At 62.0% G+C, this 22,387-nt stretch carries 19 protein-coding genes; 16 read left to right on the top strand and 3 right to left on the bottom strand.

Features of this window, described 5'->3' with window-relative positions:
• The first annotated feature begins 8 nt into the window (after positions 1-8).
• The 7 genes from HMI60_RS04005 (at position 9) to pdxS (ending at position 9,488) form a co-directional block, all read left to right on the top strand.
• Positions 9-1,064: an FAD-dependent monooxygenase gene (locus tag HMI60_RS04005; protein ID WP_193590603.1), complete on the top strand. Its 1,056-nt coding sequence runs from the start codon at positions 9-11 to the stop codon at positions 1,062-1,064.
• Between the two features lie 81 nt (positions 1,065-1,145).
• Complete coding sequence (locus tag HMI60_RS04000; protein WP_064722223.1) at positions 1,146-1,478, top strand: DUF6504 family protein; 333 nt, start codon at positions 1,146-1,148, stop codon at positions 1,476-1,478.
• Between the two features lie 3 nt (positions 1,479-1,481).
• Positions 1,482-4,982, top strand: a complete 3,501-nt coding sequence (locus HMI60_RS03995) for a DNA polymerase III subunit alpha (RefSeq protein ID WP_193590602.1) — start codon at positions 1,482-1,484, stop codon at positions 4,980-4,982.
• Positions 4,983-5,110: 128 nt separating this feature from the next.
• Positions 5,111-7,120 carry a threonine--tRNA ligase gene (thrS, locus tag HMI60_RS03990; protein WP_055975978.1) on the top strand — a complete coding sequence of 670 codons (2,010 nt, stop codon included), beginning with the start codon at positions 5,111-5,113 and terminating at the stop codon, positions 7,118-7,120.
• A gap of 18 nt (positions 7,121-7,138) precedes the next feature.
• Entirely contained in the window at positions 7,139-7,732 is a 594-nt protein-coding gene (locus HMI60_RS03985; protein ID WP_026267169.1) for an HIT domain-containing protein, read from the top strand.
• Positions 7,722-8,348: a phosphatidylinositol phosphate synthase gene (gene pgsA / locus HMI60_RS03980; protein WP_026267168.1), complete on the top strand. Its 627-nt coding sequence runs from the start codon at positions 7,722-7,724 to the stop codon at positions 8,346-8,348. Before HMI60_RS03985 ends, pgsA begins: the two co-directional genes overlap by 11 nt.
• Before the next feature lie 213 nt (positions 8,349-8,561).
• On the top strand, positions 8,562-9,488 hold the full coding sequence (gene pdxS / locus HMI60_RS03975; protein WP_020608520.1) for a pyridoxal 5'-phosphate synthase lyase subunit PdxS: 927 nt from the start codon (positions 8,562-8,564) through the stop codon (positions 9,486-9,488).
• Between the two features lie 58 nt (positions 9,489-9,546).
• Here the strand turns inward: pdxS and HMI60_RS03970 are convergent, their stop codons facing one another.
• Positions 9,547-11,559: a M3 family metallopeptidase gene (locus HMI60_RS03970; RefSeq protein ID WP_193590601.1), complete on the bottom strand. Its 2,013-nt coding sequence runs from the start codon at positions 11,557-11,559 to the stop codon at positions 9,547-9,549.
• 72 nt (positions 11,560-11,631) lie between these two features.
• On the opposite strand from HMI60_RS03970, the gene HMI60_RS03965 reads away from it, so the two are divergent.
• Entirely contained in the window at positions 11,632-12,897 is a 1,266-nt protein-coding gene (locus HMI60_RS03965; RefSeq protein WP_193590600.1) for a CapA family protein, read from the top strand.
• 3 nt (positions 12,898-12,900) lie between these two features.
• Here HMI60_RS03965 and HMI60_RS03960 read toward each other — a convergent pair whose 3' ends face one another.
• Together HMI60_RS03960 and HMI60_RS03955 are read right to left on the bottom strand one after the other, a co-directional pair.
• Entirely contained in the window at positions 12,901-13,674 is a 774-nt protein-coding gene (locus tag HMI60_RS03960; protein WP_064722214.1) for a type 1 glutamine amidotransferase, read from the bottom strand.
• On the bottom strand, positions 13,671-14,999 hold the full coding sequence (locus tag HMI60_RS03955) for a Mur ligase family protein (RefSeq protein WP_079581376.1): 1,329 nt from the start codon (positions 14,997-14,999) through the stop codon (positions 13,671-13,673). Before HMI60_RS03955 ends, HMI60_RS03960 begins: the two co-directional genes overlap by 4 nt.
• A gap of 102 nt (positions 15,000-15,101) precedes the next feature.
• On the opposite strand from HMI60_RS03955, the gene pdxT reads away from it, so the two are divergent.
• From pdxT to secF, 8 genes are all read left to right on the top strand, one after another.
• Positions 15,102-15,803 carry a pyridoxal 5'-phosphate synthase glutaminase subunit PdxT gene (pdxT, locus tag HMI60_RS03950; RefSeq protein ID WP_018777763.1) on the top strand — a complete coding sequence of 234 codons (702 nt, stop codon included), beginning with the start codon at positions 15,102-15,104 and terminating at the stop codon, positions 15,801-15,803.
• A 3-nt stretch (positions 15,804-15,806) separates the two neighbouring features.
• A complete protein-coding gene (locus tag HMI60_RS03945) occupies positions 15,807-16,562 on the top strand; it encodes a YebC/PmpR family DNA-binding transcriptional regulator (RefSeq protein ID WP_018777762.1) in 756 nt (251 codons plus the stop codon).
• Between the two features lie 44 nt (positions 16,563-16,606).
• Positions 16,607-17,176: a crossover junction endodeoxyribonuclease RuvC gene (gene ruvC, locus HMI60_RS03940; RefSeq protein ID WP_064722285.1), complete on the top strand. Its 570-nt coding sequence runs from the start codon at positions 16,607-16,609 to the stop codon at positions 17,174-17,176.
• Positions 17,177-17,266: 90 nt separating this feature from the next.
• Positions 17,267-17,911, top strand: coding sequence for a Holliday junction branch migration protein RuvA (gene ruvA / locus HMI60_RS03935; RefSeq protein ID WP_018777760.1), 645 nt, complete (start codon positions 17,267-17,269; stop codon positions 17,909-17,911).
• Positions 17,904-18,980 (top strand): Holliday junction branch migration DNA helicase RuvB, encoded by a 1,077-nt coding sequence (gene ruvB, locus HMI60_RS03930; protein ID WP_018777759.1) that lies wholly within the window; start codon positions 17,904-17,906, stop codon positions 18,978-18,980. Before ruvA ends, ruvB begins: the two co-directional genes overlap by 8 nt.
• Positions 18,981-19,125: 145 nt before the next feature.
• Entirely contained in the window at positions 19,126-19,509 is a 384-nt protein-coding gene (gene yajC / locus HMI60_RS03925) for a preprotein translocase subunit YajC (RefSeq protein WP_193590599.1), read from the top strand.
• A 114-nt stretch (positions 19,510-19,623) separates the two neighbouring features.
• Complete coding sequence (gene secD, locus HMI60_RS03920; RefSeq protein ID WP_055975962.1) at positions 19,624-21,375, top strand: protein translocase subunit SecD; 1,752 nt, start codon at positions 19,624-19,626, stop codon at positions 21,373-21,375.
• Positions 21,375-22,364: a protein translocase subunit SecF gene (gene secF, locus HMI60_RS03915; RefSeq protein ID WP_018777756.1), complete on the top strand. Its 990-nt coding sequence runs from the start codon at positions 21,375-21,377 to the stop codon at positions 22,362-22,364. The genes secD and secF overlap by 1 nt, the downstream gene beginning before the upstream one ends.
• The last annotated feature ends 23 nt before the right edge of the window (positions 22,365-22,387 follow it).

The following is a 22,387-nucleotide window of genomic DNA, read 5'->3' as shown; positions in this document are numbered from 1 at the left end:
GTGTGGGCATGAAAAAGGTGAACATCATCGGTGGGGGCATTGCCGGCCTGGCGCTCGCAGCAAGACTGGACCCGGGCGCGTTCGACGTCACGGTGTACGAACAAAGGCCCCAGCTGCCAACCGTGGGGACAACACTGGCCATGTGGCCCGGAGCCCAGGATGCCTTGTCGAAAATCGGAATCCTCGGTCCTGTGCGGAGCCGGGGATCCGTCATCACAGCCGGAGCCCTGCGCAGCCCCCAGGGAGAAGCGGTGCTGTCCATGGAAGGGGGAGGGCTGGTGGGCATATCCCGGCCCGAGCTGCTGAGGCTGTTGAACACGGCGGTGCCGTCATCGGTAAGCCGCGTGGTGGGCAGGGTTGACAGTGTTCCGGGTGGAGCGTGGCTGACCGTGGGTGCGGACGGGGTCAACAGTGTGGTCCGGCGAAGCCATTGGGGCCAACGGATCGCCGCCAGGCCAACCCCGTACCTGGCCGTCAGGGGAGTGGTCCCAAGCATGCCCCAGGCCGGTGATGTCGGCGAGTACTGGGGCAGGGGAGAGATCTTCGGCCTGGCACCAGCGGTAGGCGGAACCAACTGGTATGCCTCCTACCGGTCGGATCTTGGACCGGACAAGGTGGATGTCCTCGAAGCCCTGGACGTTACCCGGCGCCGCTATGCCGGATACTCGGAGGCCGTAAAGGCTGTTCTTGCCCAGGCGTCACCGGAAACCTCCCTGGCCCAACGCATCTGGACAACCCCGCCATTGGCCCGCTACTCCCGGGGCAACGTGGTGTTGGTGGGGGATGCTGCCCACGCCATGACACCAAACCTGGGCAGGGGCGCCTGCGAAGCGCTCATCGATGCCGTGACGTTAGGGGACCTGCTCAACGAACAACCCCTGGATTCCGCGCTCGCCGCCTATGGCAGAAAGCGCGTCCTCCGCACCCAGCAGCTAAGGCTCGCCTCGGCCCTTATGGGAAGAGTCGCGCTGGCGCAAGGAATGCAACCGTGGCGTGATGGCTTGCTGAGGCGGGTTGGAAAGCGTGTCTCCAAGGCTTCTGCACAGGCGGGAACTTCGAAGTAGGTTTTGCCCGTACGTCGGCGTAAACTGGAATTATTCGAACATACTTTCGAATCAAACCGGACCGGCGTAACGAGGTGTGAAATGGGGCTGTTCAGCGAGTCCGTCGGAGTGATCTGCACGGAAACAGGCCAGCCACAGGAAGTTCAATGGAAAGGGGCGCATTACACCGTCACCAACGAGCCCGTCCGTTGGTTCGAACGCCGCCAATGGTGGGTCGAAGAAAACCGTGCACCCATCGGCGCCGGCGCAGGCCTGGTCGACCACGAGATCTGGCGGGTCCAGCTTCAACCACAACAGAGCGGCCAAGCCATCACACTGGACCTGGTTCGGCACCTCGGCAGCGGCCGGTGGAGACTGCTCCGCATCCACGACGCCGCCCCGGCCCGATCCGTCGAACCAGACGAAGCAGCGTGAACCTTGAGCTTTACCCACCTGCACGTCTCAACCGCCTTCAGCGCGCACTACGGCGTCTCCTGGCCTGACGAACTAGCCCAAACAGCCGCAGCCGACGGAGCAACGGCGCTCGCCTGCACAGACAGGGACGGCCTCTATGGCACCGTCAAACACCTCAAAGCCTGCATGGACGCAGGCATCGACCCCATCGTCGGCGTTGACCTGGCAGTCTTCGACGACGACGGCGACCACCGCACCCAGGTCGCGGGCCGCGTCGTCGTACTGGCCCACGGCCATAACAACGGTGCCGGATACCGGGCACTGTGCCGCTTGGTATCGGATGCCCACGCACGCACCTCGGGAAAAGCCGGAGGAGCAGTCCCCGTAGCAGTAACCAGGGGAGAACTTGCCTCCAGGACCCTGGACCCCACAACCCTCAAACCCGTCCTCACGGTCATGATCGGACCGGACTCCGATGTCGGAAGAGCCATGGGCGGACGAAAATACCTGAGGCCCAGAACCCTCTTCAAACAATGGATCGACGCCATGCCACCAGGCACCATCGTCGCTGAAACCGTGTCCCACCTCAGCGCACCGGGCGAACCCCTCAGCACAGCCCATGCCGTCCGCATGCTCAAACTCGCCCTCGAATACAACGTCCCGGCCATCCTCAGCAACGCCGTGCGCTATTGCGCCCAGGACGGCGCGGCAACCGCCGACGTCCTCGACTCAGCACGCACCCTGAAATCCCTCCCCGAGCTCTCCACCGCGCCCATGCTCCAACCCACCGGGCAGGGATGGCTGAAAAACCGCCACCACATGCTCCAGCTCGGCAAAGAAATCATGAACGCAGCAGGCCTTGGGCAAGCAGACTTGAACAAACTGCTCACCAACACTGAAGCGCTCGCCGACAAATGCCGGATTGACCCCGTTCCGGACATGGGATGGAAACAACCCGTCGTGCCCGAGGCCTCCATCATTGGCATCGACAACCACCCCATGGTGGAACTGACCCAACGCTGCGAAGCAGGAATCACCAGACGTTTCCCCGGCCTCAGCACGGAAGCGGAGAACCGGGTGCGCTCGCGGTTGGAGCACGAACTCGGGATCATTGGCAGGCTCGGCTTCGGGTCCTACTTCCTTACCGTGGCAGAGGTTTCCAAGATGATCCTGGACATGGGCGTCAGGGTTGCCGCACGTGGCTCAGGGGCCTCCAGCCTGGTCAATTACCTGATCGACATCAGCCAGGTTGATCCCATCCGCCACGACCTCATTTTTGAACGGTTTCTGTCCGGACGCCGGTCAACACTTCCTGACATTGACATCGACGTCGAGAGCGCGGAACGCCACAACGTGTACCGGAAGATTTTTGATCGGTTCGGGTCTGAACGGGTGACCCTCATGAGCATGCAGAACGGGTACAGGGCGCGTGGTGCTGTCAGGGATGCCGGTATGGCGCTGGGGATGGATGAGGGCGAAGTCAGCGATATCGCCAAGCAGCTCTGGAGATTCTCCGCAAGGAAATTCCGCGAAGCGCTGGTGGAAAAGCCTGAGCTTCGTGACTTTGCCGGCCGGGTGGAACGCGGAGGAATGGAGGAGAACCAGCAACTCGACCTCCTGGTGGACCTGACCGAAAGGCTGGACCGGCTGCCCCGGCACATTTCCATGCACCCTTGTGGCGTCATCCTGGGAGATGCCACCCTCCTTGACCGGACCCCTGTCCAGCCCAGCGGCCTTGGTTTGCCCATGAGCCAGTTCGACAAACACGACATGGATCCCATGGGCATGCTCAAACTGGATGTCCTGGGGGTACGGATGCAAAGCGCAATGGCCTTCGCCGTAAGGGAGGTAATCCGGCTGCATCCTTCCAAAGCCGAAGTGGTTGCTGCAGGAAGGCACCCGGCAGGACCGGAAGGCTCAGGGCCGGACTTCATTGACGAGGACGGGAGGATTGAGCTCAACGCCGTTCCTTTCGACGACGAGCCAACGTTTGAACTGATCCGCAGCACCCACACATTGGGGTGTTTCCAGATCGAGTCGCCGGGTCAACGGGAACTCATCGGGAAGATGGCCCCGCGTGAATTCAACGACCTCATCATTGATATTTCTTTGTTCCGGCCCGGGCCCATGAAGTCGGATATGGTGCGTCCCTTCCTGGAGCACAGGCACGGTTTTGCACCTGAGGTGTACCCGCATCAGGACCTCAAACCAGTTTTGGAGGAAACCCATGGTGTGACGGTGTTCCATGAGCAGATCCTGAAGACCTTCGATGTCATGACCGGGTGCGGACTGGCAAGGGCTGATGAATTCCGGCGGGCACTCGGTGATGAAGTCCGTGAACCCGAGGTGGAGAAGTACTTCCGTAGGGAAGCGATCAGGAACTACACCCCTGAAGTGGTGGACAAGGTCTGGGGCACGCTCAAGGCCTTTGGCAGCTTTGGGTTCTGCAAGGCACACGGGGCTGCCTTTGCTGTTCCTACCTACCAGTCGGCCTGGCTGAAAGCCCATCACCCCGAAGCCTTCCTGGCGGGCCTGTGGGAGCATGATCCCGGGATGTACCCCAAGCGGCTATTGGTGGCTGAAGCCCGCAGGCTCGGTATTCCCATCCTGCCGCTGGACATCAACCGGAGCCAGGCTGAGTACAGGGTTGAGAAAATCGTGGGAGGCCCGGACAACGGCAAACTCGGCATCCGGTTGAGCCTGTCGGGTATTTACGGGCTCTCAAAGGCTGAGCTGAAGAGGATCGTTGCCGGGCAGCCCTTCGATTCTTTGGCCGATCTGAGGACCCGGGCCAGGGTGAGCAAGCCAAACATCAAAAGACTGGCCCAACTCGGCGCCTTTGATGCCCTGCACAAAGACTCCGGTGGAAAGGCGAACCGTGCTGACCTTGTTCAGCATCTCCAAGCCATGCAGAACAATCCCTCAAAGAAACCGAACGGTGTCATCGAAGGGCAGTTGTCGTTTGCACTGGGAGATGTCGAGCTGAAGAACCTCGCCCCGGAACTTCCTCCCACCACAATGATTGAAAATGTCAGGGCAGAGCTTGACCTCATGGCCGTGGATGTCAGCGAACACTTGATGGAAAGCCACCGGCCCCTCCTGGCGAAATTGGGAGTGACGACGGCCGACCAACTCCTTGGCTTGCGCAACGGAACGGAGGTCCTGGTGGCCGGGGTGCGCGTTGCCACCCAAACCCCTCCCATGCGCGGTGGGCGGCGGGTGGTCTTCATCAGTATCGATGACGGCACTGGATGTGTGGATTCGGTTTTCTTTCACGAAGCCCAGGAAGAATCGGGACCGTTGCTGTTCGGCACACGCTTGCTGCTGATCCGGGGAACCACCAGGAGGACAGGTCCCAGGGGAATCAGCCTGAGCGCGAGCAAGGCCTGGGACCTTGGCCGGCCCGAATCGCTTCCTTATCCGGAACTCATCCGCGGCGGTGAAGTGCCGACGGACGAATACACGATTCCCGGCCCCCTCCACGGCATTTCACGGAACCTTGCCATTACCGGGCTGGGAAGCTGAACACCCTGAATCCCGGCCCGGCGTGCTGCTTTGGCCGCCCTCGCCGGAGCGGATACGATTGACGGTGGCTGGCTGTGGTCCCCGTACGCCACAAGCTATGAAGCCTTAACTATGAATAGGAGACACCCGTGTCAGATGCCCAACAGATCACCCTCATCGTCGATGGCGAAGAGACAAAGGTGACGGAAGGGACTACCGGCGCGGAACTCTTCTTCGAGCGCCGCGACGTCGTTGTAGCCCGTGTCAACGGCGAACTCAAGGACCTCGACCAGGTCCTCCCCCCCGACGCCGACGTCGAAGGTGTCACCATCGAATCTCCCGATGGCCTCAACGTCCTCCGTCACTCCACCGCGCACGTCATGGCCCAGGCCGTGCAGCAACTGCGCCCTGATGCCAAGCTTGGCATCGGCCCGTACATCACTGACGGCTTCTATTTCGATTTCGATGTCTCCGAGCCCTTCACTCCGGAAGACCTGCGCCAGCTGGAAAAGATGATGCAGAAGATCATCAACCAGAACCAGAAGTTCGTCCGCCGCGTGGTCACCGAAGACGAAGCGCGCGAAGCCATGGCCGGCGAACCCTACAAGCTGGAACTACTCGGCAAGAAGAACGACGCCTCCGACGCCGCTGAAGGCGTCAACGTCGAAGTCGGCGCCGGTGACATCACCATCTACGACAACGTGGACAGGAAGAGCGGCGAAAGCGTTTGGTGCGATCTGTGCCGCGGTCCGCACCTTCCGAACACCAAGATCATCGCCAACGCTTTTGCGCTGACGCGTTCTTCGGCCGCCTACTGGCTGGGCAACCAGAACAACCAGCAATTGCAGCGTATCTACGGAACCGCGTGGCCTACCAAGGAAGCACTGAAGGCCTACCAGGAGCGCATCGCCGAAGCTGAGCGCCGCGACCACCGCAAGCTCGGTGTCGAGTTGGATCTGTTCTCCTTCCCGGATGAACTGGGCTCAGGCCTCCCGGTGTTCCACCCCAAGGGCGGGATCATCCGCAAGGCGATGGAGGACTACTCCCGCCAACGCCACGTGGACGCCGGCTACGAATTTGTCTACACACCCCACATCACCAAGGGTCACCTGTACGAGGTCTCAGGCCACCTGGACTGGTACAAGGACGGTATGTTCCCTGCCATGCAGGTGGACGCCGAATTCAACGAGGACGGCACGGTGCGCAAGCCGGCCCAGGACTACTACCTGAAGCCGATGAACTGCCCCATGCACAACCTGATCTTCCGCTCTCGCGGCCGGTCATACCGTGAACTTCCGTTGCGCCTGTTCGAGTTCGGTTCGGTGTACCGGTACGAGAAGTCCGGCGTTGTGCATGGACTGACACGTGTTCGCGGCATGACACAGGACGATGCCCACATTTACTGCACCCGCGAGCAGATGAAGGACGAGCTCACTACCACGCTGAACTTCGTCCTCGGCCTGCTCAAGGACTACGGCCTGGACGATTTCTACCTGGAACTGTCCACCAAGAACGAAGAGAAGTTCGTTGGTGACGACGCCGCCTGGGAAGAAGCCACCCGTACTCTTTCCGAGGTTGCAGCCGCTTCCGGGCTGGAACTCGTGCCGGATCCGGGTGGAGCCGCGTTCTACGGCCCGAAGATTTCGGTTCAGGCGAAGGACGCGCTGGGCCGGACCTGGCAAATGTCCACCATCCAGCTGGACTTCAATCTTCCCGAACGCTTCGAACTGGAATACCAGGCGGCCGACGGAACGCGCCAGCGTCCCGTCATGATCCACCGGGCGCTCTTCGGTTCTGTTGAACGCTTCATGGGTGTGCTCACCGAACACTATGCCGGGGCCTTCCCGGCCTGGCTTGCTCCGGTCCAGGTAGTTGGCATTCCCGTGGCCGAGGCATTCAACGACTACATGTTTGACGTCGTCGGGCAGTTGAAGGCTGCAGGCATCCGTGCCGAGGTGGACATTTCCTCGGATCGCTTCCCGAAGAAGATCCGTACAGCCAGCAAGGACAAGATTCCCTTTGTATTGATTGCCGGCGGTGAGGATGCCGAAGCGGGCGCCGTGTCATTCCGGTTCAGGGACGGCAGCCAGGATAACGGTGTTCCCGTGGAAGAAGCGGTCCGCAGGATAGTCGACGCCGTAAAGAACCGCGAGAGCTGACGGAACGGAAAAGTGACGGTGCAGGAGAACACAGGCGCGGCAGCTGACCTTCCGGGCGACGCAGACGTAACCGATGATTTCGGACTCGCAGGCGTTCCGGATGCGTTTCAGCGCCTGTGGACTCCCCACCGCATGGCCTACATCAAGGGCGGGCAGGATCAATTCAAGAACAAGGATGACTGCCCGTTCTGTGTAGGGCCGACCCGCTCTGACGAGGAATCGCTCATCGTCCACCGGGGAAAGACCTGCTACGTGGTGCTCAACCTGTTCCCGTACAACCCGGGCCACCTGCTGATTTGCCCCTACCGCCACGTCCCCGACTACACGGATATTACGGTGGAAGAGACAGCGGAGTTCGCTGATCTTACCCAGACCGCCATGCGTGTGCTCCGGAAGGTTTCGAATCCCAGCGGTTTCAACCTGGGCATGAACCAAGGTGTTACCGGCGGGGCGGGCATCGCTGCCCATCTTCACCAGCACGTAGTTCCGCGCTGGGGCGGGGACGGCAATTTCTTCCCCATCATCGCCCAGACCAAAGCCATCACGCAGACCTTGGACGAGGTCCGGAAACTAGTGGCCGAAGCCTGGCCGGGGGAGTCGAATGCTCAATAGGCATGCGCGCGGCTTCTTCACTTCACTCTTTACCCCTTTGGCGCGCTGGCTCCTGAGGATCGGCGTGTCACCTGACGCGGTCACTATTGCGGGCACCGCCGGCGTCATCCTGGGCGGACTCATCCTCTACCCCTTGGGCCACTTGTGGTGGGGTTCTGTGGTGGTTGCGTTCTTCGCTTTCTCGGACGTCGTGGACGGCATCATGGCCCGGCTGCAAGGCAGAAGCGGCGGTTGGGGAAACTTTCTTGATTCCACGTTGGACCGCCTGGCCGACGGCGCCATTTTCGCGGGCCTCACTATCTGGTTCTTCACCGGAGGCAAGGACACCGCAATCGGGACGGCCGCCGTCGTCTGCCTTGTCCTCGGCATGGTTGTCTCTTACGCGAGGGCCAAAGCCGAATCACTTGGCTACCACGCCAGCGTTGGGATTGCAGAACGGGCCGAACGACTCGCATCGGTCCTGTTGATTGCCGGGCTCACGGGCCTGGGACTTCCACCCGTGGTGCTGTTTGCAACCCTGGTCCTGCTGGCACTGGCCAGCGTTGTCACGGTAGTCCAAAGAATGGCTACAGTCCGCAAGCAGGCCATGGCAGAGGCCGAGGGAACTGGCATCTGACCAGAGTCGGCTCCCGCCGATTGTGCAGGTGTCCTACCACACCCCTGTTTGTTGCCCTGCAAGGCGGTAATGAATGTACTGCCGCCATGCAACGTGCGACTACTATTACTAGTACTTGGTCACCTTGACCTGAAACCCGGTGTGCGCTGAACGCGGTCGTGTGCTGCGCGTGCCTCCGGCAAGAAGGTCGTTTATCTACCCATAGGGGTTTTTGTGTCTACACCAGATGTAAGCAACGAAGCCGGTTCGTCCGCGAACAGCGTCACGGGCAGCAGCCGCGTTAAGCGGGGCATGGCTGAGATGCTCAAGGGCGGCGTCATCATGGACGTCGTTAACGTCGAGCAGGCCCGCATCGCCGAGGATGCCGGTGCGGTCGCCGTGATGGCGCTTGAGCGTGTCCCGGCTGATATCCGCGCCCAGGGTGGCGTGTCCCGCATGTCCGATCCGGACATGATCGATCAGATCATCGCTGCCGTGTCCATCCCGGTGATGGCCAAGGCCCGTATCGGCCACTTCGTCGAAGCCCAGGTCCTGCAGTCCCTCGGTGTTGACTACATCGATGAGTCCGAGGTCCTGACCCCGGCGGACTACATCAACCACATCGACAAGTGGAACTTCACTGTTCCGTTCGTCTGTGGTGCCACCAACCTGGGTGAGGCGTTGCGTCGCATCAACGAGGGCGCGGCGATGATCCGGTCCAAGGGCGAAGCCGGTACCGGGGATGTTTCCAACGCCACCGGTCACATGCGCAAGATCCGTTCGGAGATCGCCAAGCTCGCCGCCCTTCCCGAGGACGAGCTGTATGTTGCGGCCAAGGAACTTCAGGCCCCGTACGAGCTGGTCAAGGAGATCGCTGCCACGGGCAAGCTTCCGGTGGTGTTGTTCACTGCCGGTGGCATCGCGACTCCGGCTGATGCTGCGATGATGATGCAGCTCGGCGCCGATGGCGTGTTCGTCGGTTCGGGTATCTTCAAGTCCGGCAACCCGGCAGAGCGTGCCGCCGCCGTCGTCAAGGCCACCACGTTCTACGATGACCCCGATGTTATTGCCAAGGTCTCCCGCGGCCTGGGCGAAGCGATGGTGGGCATCAACGTCGACGAAATCCCGCAGCCCCACCGCCTCGCAGAGCGCGGCTGGTAACAGCTAACCGTACGGCGGCGGCCGGCCACCCCCCAAGGGTGGTCGGCCGCCGTCGTTCCTAGTCGAGGCCGCGGCGCTTCAGGAGTGGTGCCAGTTCGGCGTCGCGTCCGCGGAACAAGCGGAATGACTCCAGAGGGTCACGGCTGTTGCCCCGGGAGAGCAGTTCGGACCTGAACCGGTCACCGTTGGCGCGGGTCAACCCGCCGTTTTCCTTGAACCATTCCACCGTGTCCGCATCGAGGACCTCACTCCAGATGTACGAGTAGTACCCGGCTGCGTAGCCCGCTCCGGCGAAGATGTGCTGGAAATAGCCGCTGCGGTAACGCGGCGGGATCAAAGGGTGGGCAATGGATGCCTCGGCAAGAGCCTTGGCTTCGAACGCCAGGACATCCCCGGGTACGTCGGCTTGGGAAAGCACATGCCAGGAAAGGTCAAGCAAAGCGGCGCCCAGGTATTCTGTCGTCGCGAAGCCTTCGCCCCACAACAATGAGTCGTTGAGCTTATCCACGATGACTTGGGGGAGCGCTTCCCCGCTGCTGTGGTGCCGGGCGTAGTTGGCCAGGACCTCTGGCCACATGATCCACATTTCGTTGACCTGCGACGGGTATTCCACAAAGTCCCGGGGCACGGATGTCCCGGAGAAGCGTGAGTACGTAACACTGGAGAACAGGCCGTGCAGCGCATGGCCGAATTCGTGGAACACTGTCCGGACCTCATCCAGCGACAACAGCGTGGGCTCGCCTGGAGCGGGCTTGGTGATGTTGAGGTTGTTGATCACCACGGGGCGCGTACCCAGGAGGCTGGATTGTTCAACGAGGGAGTTCATCCACGCCCCGCCACGTTTGCTCTCCCTGGTGTAGTAGTCGCCAAGGAAGAGGCCGAGGCCAGTCCCGTCTTCGTCGCGGACTTCCCACACGCGCACGTCGGGATGGTATCCCTCGAGGTCTTCGCGTTCATGGAACGTAATGCCATACAACTGGGTGGCAGCGTGGAAGACGCCGTCGTTCAGCACGCTTTCCAGGGCGAAGTAGGGGCGGATCGCCTGCTCGTCCACCTGGAATTTTTCCTTCCGGACCCGGGCTGAGTAGTAGGCCCAGTCCCACGGCTCGAGGTGATGTCCCGCGGTTCCGGCCAGGGCGTCGGCCTCGGCTTGTGCGTTGCGGACGGCTGCGGGTGCCAACCGGCGCAGCATGGCCTGGACATCGCTGAAGTCCGGCGCGGTCTGTTGGTCCACCACGAGTTCGGCAAAGTTGGCGAAGCCGAGCAGGGCCGCCTTTTCCGCACGCAACCGCACGGTCGCCGTCACAATTTCCCGCACGTCCAGTGGTCCGCCATCAGTGCCGCGCGACAGGGACGCTTCAAACAAACGACGGCGGATGGTCCGGTTTTCGAGGGACGCGAGAGCGGGCTGGTTGCTGGGTTGGATCAAGGTGAGGAGGTACTTGCCGTCGTGACCGGCGGCCTTCGCAGCTTCAGCGGCTCCTGCGACGTCCTCTTCCGGCAGACCGGCAAGGTCGGCCGGGTTGTCGAGAAGCAGGGCGGAGGCTTTCATGGCTTCCTTGGTCCGCTGGCCGAATTCAGTGCCCAGCCGGGAGAGTTCGGCGTTGACTGTACGGAGCCGGTCCTGTCCGGCGTCATCGAGCTGGATGCCGGATTGGCGGAACTCCTTGAGGTATTCCTGCACAAGCCGGACGGACTCAGCATCGAGGCCGTCGACGTCGATGGCAGAGAAGCGTTCGTAGAGGCCGCGGTTCATGTATACGGCGTCCTGGTGGGCCGAAAACCTGGGGGAAAGTTCAGTTTCAAGCGCCTTGATGTCATCGCCCGCATCCGCTGAGACGAGGGTGAAGAAGGCCGCTGCTGCCCTGTTCAGGAGAAGGCCGGAGCGCTCCATTGCCACCGCTGTGTTCAGGAAGGTGGCAGGGTCCGGATTGCCGGTGATCGCGTCTATCTCCTCGAGGTGAGCTGCTAGCCCGGCCTCCACTGCCTCGGCATAGTGGGCCGCAGAGATGTGCGCAAAGGGCGGCAGTCCGTACGGCAGGGGGCTGGGGTCAAGCAGGGGATTGGTCATGAAGTGACTCTTTCACGTAAGAATCGTGTCCTCAAGAGCGGCACGCCTGCTTCGGCACGACTTCGCCGTAGGATGAAAATCATGGGGAATCTCACATCTGCGACGAGATGGATCCGGCTTCGCCGATTGGCAGCGCCTGCCATAGTGGTCGCCCTTGCGATGACCCTTGGCGCCTGTGGCGTCGTAGCCGAGAACACAGATCCGGACCGGAGCACCGCAGCAACGTCGCCCGCGGCGGAGTCGCCGATGCCCACACGTACGCCCGCTCCGAATCCAACTCCAGGCAAGGGACCTGCCTGCCCTGAACTCCGCTGTACCTCCATCACCGTGACGGGCGACATGCTGGTCCACACCCAGTTATGGCAGCAGGCAAGGGCAGACGCCGCCGCCGCTGGCTTGCCCGGCTACACCTTCGTCCCGCTCCTCGAAGGACAGCGGCGCTACGTCAACAGCAGCGACCTCGCCATCTGCCACCAGGAGACTCCGGTGGCAACGCCCGAAGGGCCTTTCTCGGCCTACCCGTCGTTCAATGTACCGCCGCAGATTGTCACCGCTTCGAAGGACATTGGCTACCAGGCCTGCACCACCGCGAGCAACCACACCATTGACCGCGGCACTGAGGGTCTGCTCAGGACCCTTGATGCCCTCGATGCCGCAGGGCTGAAGCACACCGGTTCCTACCGGACGGAGGCTGCCTCCAAGGATATCCTGATGCTCCAGACCGACGCGGCCAAGGTCGCGGTCATCATCGGAACCTATGGCCACAACGGACAGATTCCGGAATACCCCTGGCTTGTGGACGAACTCGACCCTGCAACCATGATTGCCAAGGCAACCCAAGCCAGGGCCCTCGGTGCTGACATTGTCCTGGGAGTCATGCACGCGGGTGACGAATACGCGAGCGAACCCAATGCCCAACAGCAGGATGTGGCGCATGCACTCGTGGACAGCGGGCAGTTCACCATGATCTATGGGCATCACACCCACTCCGTGCTGCCCATCGAGAACTACAAAGGCACCTGGATCGTGTACGGGCTAGGCAACGGCATCACGGAATTGTCACCGTGGTACGTGGTCAACAACGAAGGGCTGCTGGTCAGGGCACAGTTCAGCCAAAACGCTGCAGGCACCTGGACTGCCTCCGACCTCGCGTGGGCGCCCTCGGTGATTGTCCGGGACCCCTACCGTTGGTGTTCAGTGGCCAGCGATGCCCCGCAAGGCGTGTGTGCCACACCCGCGGCCGACGCCGAAACCCGCCAGAGGACCCAAACCGTTGTCGAATCCATGGGCGCAGCCAGTGCAGGTGCACATGAACTGCTGATCACCAAGGAGAAATAGCCCCTAGCGGGGACGGCGGGCGGCGTGTTCCCGCGCGAGGCGGGCGTAGTCGTCGTCGGGCGATCCCGGCACGAAAGTGCCGAACTTGCGCTCCGCAGCCGTGCGGATCAGGAAGTCGGCGATGGCCGGGTTCTTTGGCAGCAATGAACCGTGCAGGTAGCTGGCCACGACGTTGTTGTACCTGGCGCCCTCATGGCCGTCCTTGCTGTTGTTGCCCGCACCTTTGGTCACTGTCCCCAGAGGTTGTACGCCAGGACCCAAGGTGGTCTGACCGCTGTGGTTCTCGTAGCCCATGATGTCGCCGAATTCGGCGGACTTCATGATCACGTTGCCGATGAGGCGTTCATCCGTACCCTGGGTTTCGACATCCAGAATCCCGATCCCGGGGATAGTGGGTCCGGTGCTGGTCTTGAAGAACTTTCCAAAGAGCTGGTAAAGGCCGCAGATCACCAACATTGGGGCGCCGTTGTCGGCCAGCTCCCTCAACTGCTCCGCGCGCGCCTGAAGGTCATCCTGGATGACAAGTTGGCCGCTGTCCTGCCCGCCGCCGCCCACAATGATGTCGACGTCGTCCGGGAAATCATCTCCCACGTTGTACTCCAGCAGCTCCGGCGTGTAGCCATGCCACTTGATCCGTTGCTTCAGCACCAGGGCGTTGCCCCAGTCGCCGTAGATGTTCATTTCGCGCGGGTACAGCTGGAGGACGCGGATAGTGCCCTTGGTGGACTGGACGCTCTCCTCCGGTGAATGGGCGGTGGGCTGGGTTTCCGAGGTCATGAGACCACCTCAACTATGGTGATTTTGGCGAGTTCGCGGCGGATGGCCAGCATTGATGTGTACGTGCAGAAAATGCGCTTGGGCTTGCCGCGGGAGCCGTCGATAAAGGTCCGAAGTGCTGCTGTTATATCCGGCTCCACGGCGCCGAAGGGCACGTCGTCGTACTGCAGCCGGAGGGCCATGTCGTAGGCCCTGACCCCCGTAAGAACCTCTACTCCGCCTTCGCGCAGGGACTCGAACTCCACGTCCCACAGCCACGACATGTCCCTGCCGTCGGCATAGTTGTCGTTGATCGCGATCATGGTTGCGTAGCCGCCGGCCGGGAACGACTTCAGGCCGAGCCGGAAACCGCTGGGATTCTTTACCAGCACGAGTTCGAGCGGTTGGCCATCCACCGTGAGGCTTTCACCGCGTCCGAATGCAGGGGCGACGTCGCCAAGGGCTTTGACGAGCTTTGGGGTGTCAATGGGGCCGGTTCCCAGAACTGCGCGGGTCAGCGACAACGCCGCGGCAGCGTTGAAGATGTTGTAAACGCCGCGCAGCTTCATGGTTGTGGTCACGGTCTTGCCGTCGAACTCAAAGTCTGCGTCCTGGGCACCTACCCGGCGAAGCACGACGTCGGCATCCGGCAAGTCGACTGCCTCACCGGACGCTGCGGCCACGGACGTGCCGGACGGGGAGGGCCCACTGCCTGTTCGCATTTCGTCGTCGTTCGGGAAGGTGCTGCGGAGTGACTCGTCCAGACCGAAGTACCGCACCTCGGGGTGATGAACGGCATCGAGGCTGTTGACGATGTTGGCTATCCGCGCAACGCGGGGGTCTTCCCGGTTCAGGACGACGGTGTCGGTGGTCTTGGATGCAATGTGCTCCAGGAGTCGGGCCGTTTTGTCGATCTCGCCGAACCGGTCCAGCTGATCCCTGAGGACATTCAGCAGCAGGCTGTAACGGGGAGGAACCTTGTTAACGAAGTGGACGGCATGTGCTTCGTCGAGTTCAAGAATGGCGATATCGGCGTCAAGCCGTCCCCGCCAATCGACCTCTCCGAGCAGGGACGCAGCTACTCCGCGGGTGAAGTTGCTGCCCGAACGGTTCGTGAAGACCTTCAGGCCCTGGCTTTCGAGGAGTTCCACCACCATCTTGGTAGTTGTGGTCTTGCCATTGGTGCCGCTGACAACGGCGACACCGTGCGGCAGTGACGCCAGCGTTCGCTGCATGAACCGGGGGTCGATCTTCTCGACCACAAGCCCGGGAAACGCCGACCCGCCGCCCCGCAGCCGGGACAGAGTGCGGACCAGCTTGCCGAGGGGAACGCTGAAGGAAAGCATGCTCTGTAATATATCCCAGACGCGGCATGGAACCCGGGTCGCCTCAGGTCGCAGAGCACTGACCGAAGCCGGCTGTGCGGGCGGGAGCACTATGATGGTCCAATGACCAACCCCCTTTCCGACGCTTCGTCACGCGTGGGTACAGGCCTCCGGATCGGCGTCCTGGCACTCCAGGGCGATTTCCGTGAGCACATTCATGCCGTCGAGTCCGCTGGAGCTGTAGGCGTGGGTATCCGCCGGCCTGCCGAGCTGGACGGGATCGACGGCCTGATCATCCCCGGTGGCGAATCCACCACCATCGACAAACTGTCCCGGATCTTTGAACTCCGTGATCCCATCCAAAAGCGGATAGCCGACGGCCTTCCGGTCTACGGGTCCTGCGCGGGCATGATTCTGCTGGCCGAAGAGATCGCAGACCCTGCCACCGACCTGCAGGGAAACCCGCAACAGACGTTCGGCGGCCTGGATATCACCGTTCGCCGCAACGCTTTCGGACGGCAACGGGAATCCTTCGAAACGGACCTCGATTTCAAGGGACTGGAGTTCAGCGCCGACGAGGACGGAGTGGACCCTGTCCATGCCGTGTTCATCCGCGGACCTTGGGTTGAGCGGGTAGGTCCTGGAGTAGACGTCCTGGCACAGGTCGATCCTGACCATGCCGGCCACACCGCCGCTTTGCATGGAGTGGCTAGAATTGTTGCAGTGCGCTCCGGCCATTTGCTGGCCACCTCCTTCCACCCGGAAGTGACAGGGGAGAAGCGTGTGCATGAACTCTTTATTCGAATGATCAGAGGAGAAGCGTAAAGCATGTCAGGCCACTCCAAATGGGCGACCACCAAGCACAAAAAAGCCATCATTGACAGCAGGCGTGCAAAGTCGTTCGCAAAACTGATCAAGAACATCGAAGTTGCTGCCCGCATGGGTGGACCGGACCTGGCCGGCAACCCGGGCCTGGAACTCGCCGTTACCAAGGCCAAGAAGACATCGGTGCCCAACGACAACATCGACCGCGCCATCAAGCGTGGCGCCGGCCTCACCGGCGAGGTCGTCGACTACACCGAGATCATGTACGAAGCCCGCGGACCGCAGGGCTCGGCCTTGTTGATCGAGTGCCTTACCGACAACAAGAACCGTGCGGCCTCCGAGGTGCGCCTGGCCATCTCGCGCAACGGCGGGACCATCGCAGACCCGGGATCCGTCAGCTACTTGTTCGCCCGCAAGGGCGTGGTGGTTCTGCCGAAGAACGGTCTCAGCGAAGACGACATCCTGATGGCCGTCCTGGACGCCGGTGCGGAGGAGGTCAAGGACAGCGGGGACAACTGGGAGATCCATTCCGAACCCTCGGACCTCCAGGCCATCCGTGATGCCCTCAAGGAAGCCGGGATCGACTACGAAACCGACGAAGCAGAGTTCGTTCCCTCCATGCAGGTGGAGCTGGACGTCGATGGTGCCAAGAAGTTCATGAAGCTCGTCGACGCGCTCGAGGACCTGGACGATGTCCAGAACGTCTACAGCAACGCGGACTTCAGCGAGGAAGTGCAGGCTGCCCTCGACGCCGAGTAGGCGTGGCAGCACTCGATTTTGATGACAAACAGGAAGGCCCGGACTTGACTCTTCGCGTATTGGGAGTCGATCCGGGCCTTACCCGTTGCGGTATCGGTGTAGTAGACATCGAGCGGAACCGGCGGGCCACCATGGTCGCCGTCGGAGTGGTGGGTACGTCCGCTGAACTAACGCTGGACAAGCGCCTGCTGGTCATAGCCCACGCCATCGATGAGTGGCTTGACCTGCACAAGCCGGACGTCGTCGCCGTCGAACGGGTTTTCTCCCAGATGAACGTCAGCACTGTCATGGGCGTTGCGCAGGCCTCCGGGGTCGTCATTGCCGCCGCGGCCCGCCGCGGCATCCCTGTGGCGTTGCACACCCCGTCGGAAGTAAAAGCCGCGGTGACCGGCAGCGGTACAGCCAACAAGGACGCAGTGACCAAGCTGGTGACCAAGATCCTGCGTCTGGACGCCCCGCCCAAGCCGGCAGACGCCGCGGACGCACTCGCGTTGGCTTTGACGCATGCCTGGCGTGCAGGCAACGGAATGGGTGCTGCGTCCGGCACCGGATCCCTGACGCCGGCGCAAAAAGCATGGGCAGACGCCGAAGCGAAAGCGCGCCGCAAGCGGTGATTGCCGGCTGCGCTTGCTAGGGTATTCGTAGATATGTTCGGATAGTCCGCTTTAGCCGCAATAACGCCGCAATAACTCAGGAGCCGGGTCTTGATCAGTTTTCTTCGTGGAACCGTTGCCCACGTTGGTTTGTCCACCGCCGTCATTGACCTCAACGGTGCCGGCATGAGCGTCTACGCCACACCACAGACCTTGAGCCACCTCCACGTGGGCACTGAAGCCAAACTTTTTACCTCCATGATCGTCCGGGAAGACTCCCTCACGTTGTTCGGCTTCGCGGACGACGACGAACGCGAAGTTTTCGATGTCCTGCTTAGTGTCAGCGGGGTCGGCCCGCGTTTGGCCCTCGCTGTTCTGGCGGTGCACGAGCCCGAAGCCATCCGCGTCGCGGCGCATACCGGCGACAGCAAGGCCTTCACCAAGGTGCCGGGCATCGGACCCAAGGTTGCGGGCAGGATTGTCCTTGAACTTGCCGGGAAGCTGGTCCCGCACGGTACCGGAAGTGGTGCTGCTCCGGAATCCGCCATCAAGGCTGAGTGGAAGCCGCAGGTTGTTGCTGCGATGACCAGCCTGGGATGGTCGGAGAAGGACGCCACCGGAAGCATCGACAAAGCCATGGCTGATTCGCCCGAACTTGTGGAGGCCGGCAACGTCGCGCAGATCCTCCGGGCCACCCTGCGTTGGCTTGGCCAGGACGGCGCACGCGCCGGTAACCGCGTAGGCTCCCGTGGCTGAGCAGTCACTGGTCAGCGGGGGAGAGGAGCCGGAAGAGCGGGTCATTGAGGCCGCGCTCCGTCCGAAGAACCTGCATGACTTCGTGGGCCAGCACCGGGTCCGCAAACAACTTGCCTTGGTACTCGAGGCGTCCAAAATGCGTGGACGCAGTGCCGATCACGTGCTCATGTCCGGTCCACCGGGCCTGGGCAAGACCACCTTGGCCATGATCATCGCGGCGGAAATGAACGCGCCGCTGCGTATCAGCAGCGGTCCGGCCATTCAGCATGCAGGTGACCTGGCGGCCATCCTTTCCTCCTTGTCGGAGGGCGAGGTGCTGTTCCTTGACGAAATCCACCGTATGTCCAGGCCGGCAGAAGAAATGCTCTACATGGCCATGGAGGATTTTCGTGTGGACATCGTGGTCGGAAAGGGTGCCGGCGCTACCGCCATCCCTCTGGAGCTGCCGCCCTTCACCCTGGTGGGTGCCACCACGCGGGCAGGGCTTCTCCCCGGCCCGTTGAGGGACCGTTTCGGTTTCACCGGGCACCTCGAGTTCTATTCCGTGGCTGAACTTGAGCTTGTCCTCCGCCGGTCGGCCGGTTTGCTGGACCTCAAGGTCAATTCGGCCGGGTTCACGGAAATAGCAGGCAGGTCACGCGGTACACCGCGTATCGCCAACCGGCTGCTTCGCCGGGTCCGCGACTGGGCTTTGGTCCACGGTATTGATCAGATCGACGCCCGGTCAGCGTCCGCTGCATTGGATATGTATGAGGTGGACCAGCGCGGCCTCGACCGCTTGGACCGTTCCGTCCTGGAAGCCCTGATCACCAAGTTCAACGGCGGCCCCGTGGGACTATCCACCCTGGCGATCGCTGTTGGTGAAGAACCGGAGACTGTCGAGACAGTGGCGGAGCCGTTCCTGGTGCGGGAAGGGCTGCTGGGGCGGACGCCGAGGGGCCGGATCGCCATGGCTTCGGCCTGGACCCACCTGGGGTACGCGGTACCGACCGGCGTGTTCGGACAAGAGACGCTTGCGCTCTTTGACGAGGACGAAAACCACGCCGAAAGCATCGATACAGCCGGTTAACACGCTGTGTTCAGCTTTTCCCTCTAGACTGGTATGACGCTCGGCACGTTCGAGTCCTTGATCCATGCGCCAGCCTCGCGGATCTGCCAGGGACGTTGCCGTGGACCAAAACGTAAGTACAGAACGGAACTTCCCTGTGGATCCAATGACCATATTGCTGTTCGTCATGGTTGGACTTTTTGTCTTCATGATGTTCCGCCGCAACAAGAAGACCCAGCAGCAGCAGGCTGAGATGCAGTCCAAGTTCGCTCCGGGCGTCGACGTCATGACCAGCTTCGGCCTTTTCGGCCGGATCGTGTCCATCGACGAAGCGGAAAACAAGGTCGTTATCGAGCTTTCGCCGGGCAACCAGGCCACAGTCCACCGCCAGGCTGTCACCAAGGTGGTTGAGGCTGCTCCTGAGGAAGCCCCGGTGGTTCCTGATGACGCTTCTTCCTTGACCGTTGCGGGTACTGAAACCCCTTCGGCAGTCGAGACTCCGGAAGAGACCATCGCGCGCCTCAACAAAGAGGACAAGAAGGACAACTAGCACCGTCAGTCGCGGCATCACCGCGCAAGGAAACTTCTACGGCAGCGGAGAGCCGCCGGCAGACGCTTACCAGCTTCCGCCGGCGGCTGTCCGGCGATAACAGGAAGATCGATAATGGCACGGACCGGCCCCAAAAACTCAGCCCGCAGGGTGCTGACCTGGCTTGGAGCAATTTTCGTTGTACTCACCGCTGTCCTGGCTGGCGGGGTGATGACCGGCCATGCGAGCTGGGCGCCCAAGCTCGCATTGGACCTCGAAGGTGGAACCCAGATGATCCTGGCACCCCGGGTGGAGGGTGCAAGCGACATCAATGAGGAGCAGCTGAACCAGGCTGTGGCGATCATCCGCCAGCGTGTTGACGGTTCCGGCGTCGCCGAGGCCGAGATCAGCACGCAGTCCGGCCGCAATGTGGTGGTCAGCCTGCCGGGCACTCCCTCAAAGGAGACCCGGGACCTCATCCAGGCATCCGCGGACATGAACTTCCGCCCCGTTATCGCCGCTGGTGACCCCGCCGCCGTTCCCGCAGAACAGCGGACACCGGATGACAAGCTGCCCAAGCCGACCGCAGAGCCGGCCAACGCCAGCGACAACAACTGGGTCACGGGCGATGTCGTCAAGGAATTCGAAGCGCTGGATTGCGTCAATCCCTCCACGGAGAAGCGCGACCGCTCCGATCCAGCCAAGCCGCTGGTGGCCTGTGAGCCTGCCACGGATAAGACTCCCGCCGTCAAGTACATTCTTGGCCCGGTAGAGGTCAAGGGCCAGGACATCAGCGATTCCACCTTCTCCCAGGTTCAGGGTGCACAGGGTTCGGTGACCAACTCCTGGGGTGTGAACATCGTCTTCAACGGTGACGCCACTGCGAAGTTCAAGGCAGTCACCGAACGACTCAACCAGTTCTATGTGGCCGCACAGGCGCAAGGCACGGAAGACCCGAAGTCCCAGTTCGCCATTGTCCTCGATGACAAAGTGATTTCAGCACCGCGTGCCCTTGCCGTCATCACCGACGGAAAGCCGCAGATCACCGGCAACTTCACCCAAGCCAGTGCCAAGGCCCTGTCCGACCAGCTGCGCTACGGTGCCCTCCCGATCAGTTTCGAGATCCAGTCCCAGGAGCAAATCTCGGCCACCCTTGGCGGGGACCAGCTCCGTCTTGGCTTGCTTGCCGGCATGATCGGCTTGCTGCTGGTGGTTGTCTACTCGCTCTTCCAGTACCGGGCTTTGGGACTCGTTACCATCGCTTCCCTGGTAGTGGCCGGGTTGCTGACGTACCTTGCCATCGCAATCCTCGGCTGGACCGAGAACTACAGGTTGTCCCTGGCAGGTGTCGCAGGTCTGATTGTGGCTATCGGTCAGACCGCCGACTCGTTCATCGTCTACTTCGAACGTATCCGTGACGAACTGCGCGACGGGCGCGGACTGGTGTCCGCCGTCGAGAACGGCTGGAAGCGCGCCAAGCGCACGGTCCTGGCTTCCAAAGCCGTCAACCTTCTGGCCGCGCTGGTCCTGTACTTCGTGGCTGTCGGAAACGTCCGTGGCTTTGCCTTTACCTTGGGCCTGACGGCCCTTGCCGACCTCCTTGTTGTGTTCATGTTCACGCACCCGATGCTGCAGGTCCTGGCCCGTACCAAGTTCTTCGGCGAAGGACACCGGTTCTCCGGACTGTCGCCCGACCGTCTGGGTGCGGTACCGCTGTACCGGGGGGCCGGACGGCTCCGGACCCCGGATGACAAGCCGACGCCGGTCCGCCCCCGCAACGCCGGGGCGGCCGCTGAAGCGGAACGACGCATGACCATCGCCGAACGGCGGCTTGCCGCGAAGGGCCAACTGACTGGTTCTTCCAACGGCAGCAAGGAGGAGAAGTAATGACTACGAGCTTCGCAACCTTCGGCCATGAGCTCTACACGGGCAAACGTTCCTACAACTTTGTCAATTCAAAGAAGATCTGGTTCATCATCGCGGCCGTCGCCGTGGCGTTGTCCATCCTGATCCCGGTGGTCAAGGGTGGCTTCAACCTCGGTATCGAATTCCGCGGCGGTTCGGAGTTCACGGTTTCAAACGTGAGCACCACAGACGCAGCGCTGGGGGAGCGGGCAGTCCACGAGGTCGTGCCTGATGCCATTCCGCGTGTCGCAAACGTGGCCGGCAACACCATGCGCATCCAGACGGACCAGCTGACCGATGACGAGACCAACCGCATCAAGGACGGGCTCACAAGCGCCTATGGTGTGACGGAGAACGAAGTCACCTCCAACTTCGTCGGACCGACCTGGGGCCAGGATGTGACCCGTCAGGCCCTCATCGGCCTGGTGGTCTTCGTCGGTTTGGCCGCGGTCCTCATGGCCCTGTATTTCAGGACCTGGAAGATGTCCTTGTCGGCCCTCGTCGGCATGCTCGTCACGATGTTCACCACTGCGGGCGTCTACGCCCTGAGCGATTTCGAAGTGACGCCGTCGGCGATTATCGGCTTCCTCACCGTCCTGAGCTACTCGCTCTACGACACCGTCGTGGTCTTCGACAAGATCCGCGAAAACACGTCGGACATCACAACGTCCACCCGCCGTACCTTCGGCGAAGAGGTCAACCTGGCCGTCAACCAAACCCTGGTCCGATCCATCAACACCATGATGGTGGCTGTCCTTCCGGTGGCCGCGATCCTCTTCATTGGGGCAGGACTCCTGGGCGCGGGCACCCTGCGCGACCTGTCGCTGGCCTTGTTTGTGGGTATCCTCATTGGCACCGCGGCAACCATCTTCATCGCGGCCCCGCTCTACGCCTGGCTGCGCCAGGGTGAGCCCGAGCTCGTCAAGCAGGCCAAGAAGGTAGCCCACCGACGCGCCGAAGCCACCGTTTAGGCGGCAACGGAGCTGTATTTGTC

The organism is Paenarthrobacter sp. YJN-D (genome assembly GCF_015040335.1).
In the GTDB taxonomy this organism is placed as follows: domain Bacteria; phylum Actinomycetota; class Actinomycetes; order Actinomycetales; family Micrococcaceae; genus Arthrobacter; species Arthrobacter nicotinovorans.
The sequence above is the reverse complement of the archived record's forward strand: the minus strand, read 5'-3'. Positions and strand labels throughout refer to the sequence as shown.

Bases quoted from the DNA above. Each gene is read 5' to 3' on its own strand.
- HMI60_RS04005 (WP_193590603.1), top strand. From the start codon at position 9: ATGAAAAAGGTGAACATCATCGGTGGGGGCATTGCCGGCCTGGCGCTC.
- HMI60_RS04000 (WP_064722223.1), top strand. From the start codon at position 1,146: ATGGGGCTGTTCAGCGAGTCCGTCGGAGTGATCTGCACGGAAACAGGC.
- pgsA (WP_026267168.1), top strand. From the start codon at position 7,722: ATGCTCAATAGGCATGCGCGCGGCTTCTTCACTTCACTCTTTACCCCT.
- HMI60_RS03970 (WP_193590601.1), bottom strand. From the start codon at position 11,559: ATGACCAATCCCCTGCTTGACCCCAGCCCCCTGCCGTACGGACTGCCG.
- HMI60_RS03965 (WP_193590600.1), top strand. From the start codon at position 11,632: ATGAAAATCATGGGGAATCTCACATCTGCGACGAGATGGATCCGGCTT.
- HMI60_RS03960 (WP_064722214.1), bottom strand. From the start codon at position 13,674: ATGACCTCGGAAACCCAGCCCACCGCCCATTCACCGGAGGAGAGCGTC.
- HMI60_RS03955 (WP_079581376.1), bottom strand. From the start codon at position 14,999: ATGCTTTCCTTCAGCGTTCCCCTCGGCAAGCTGGTCCGCACTCTGTCC.
- pdxT (WP_018777763.1), top strand. From the start codon at position 15,102: ATGACCAACCCCCTTTCCGACGCTTCGTCACGCGTGGGTACAGGCCTC.
- HMI60_RS03945 (WP_018777762.1), top strand. From the start codon at position 15,807: ATGTCAGGCCACTCCAAATGGGCGACCACCAAGCACAAAAAAGCCATC.
- yajC (WP_193590599.1), top strand. From the start codon at position 19,126: ATGACCATATTGCTGTTCGTCATGGTTGGACTTTTTGTCTTCATGATG.
- secD (WP_055975962.1), top strand. From the start codon at position 19,624: ATGGCACGGACCGGCCCCAAAAACTCAGCCCGCAGGGTGCTGACCTGG.
- secF (WP_018777756.1), top strand. From the start codon at position 21,375: ATGACTACGAGCTTCGCAACCTTCGGCCATGAGCTCTACACGGGCAAA.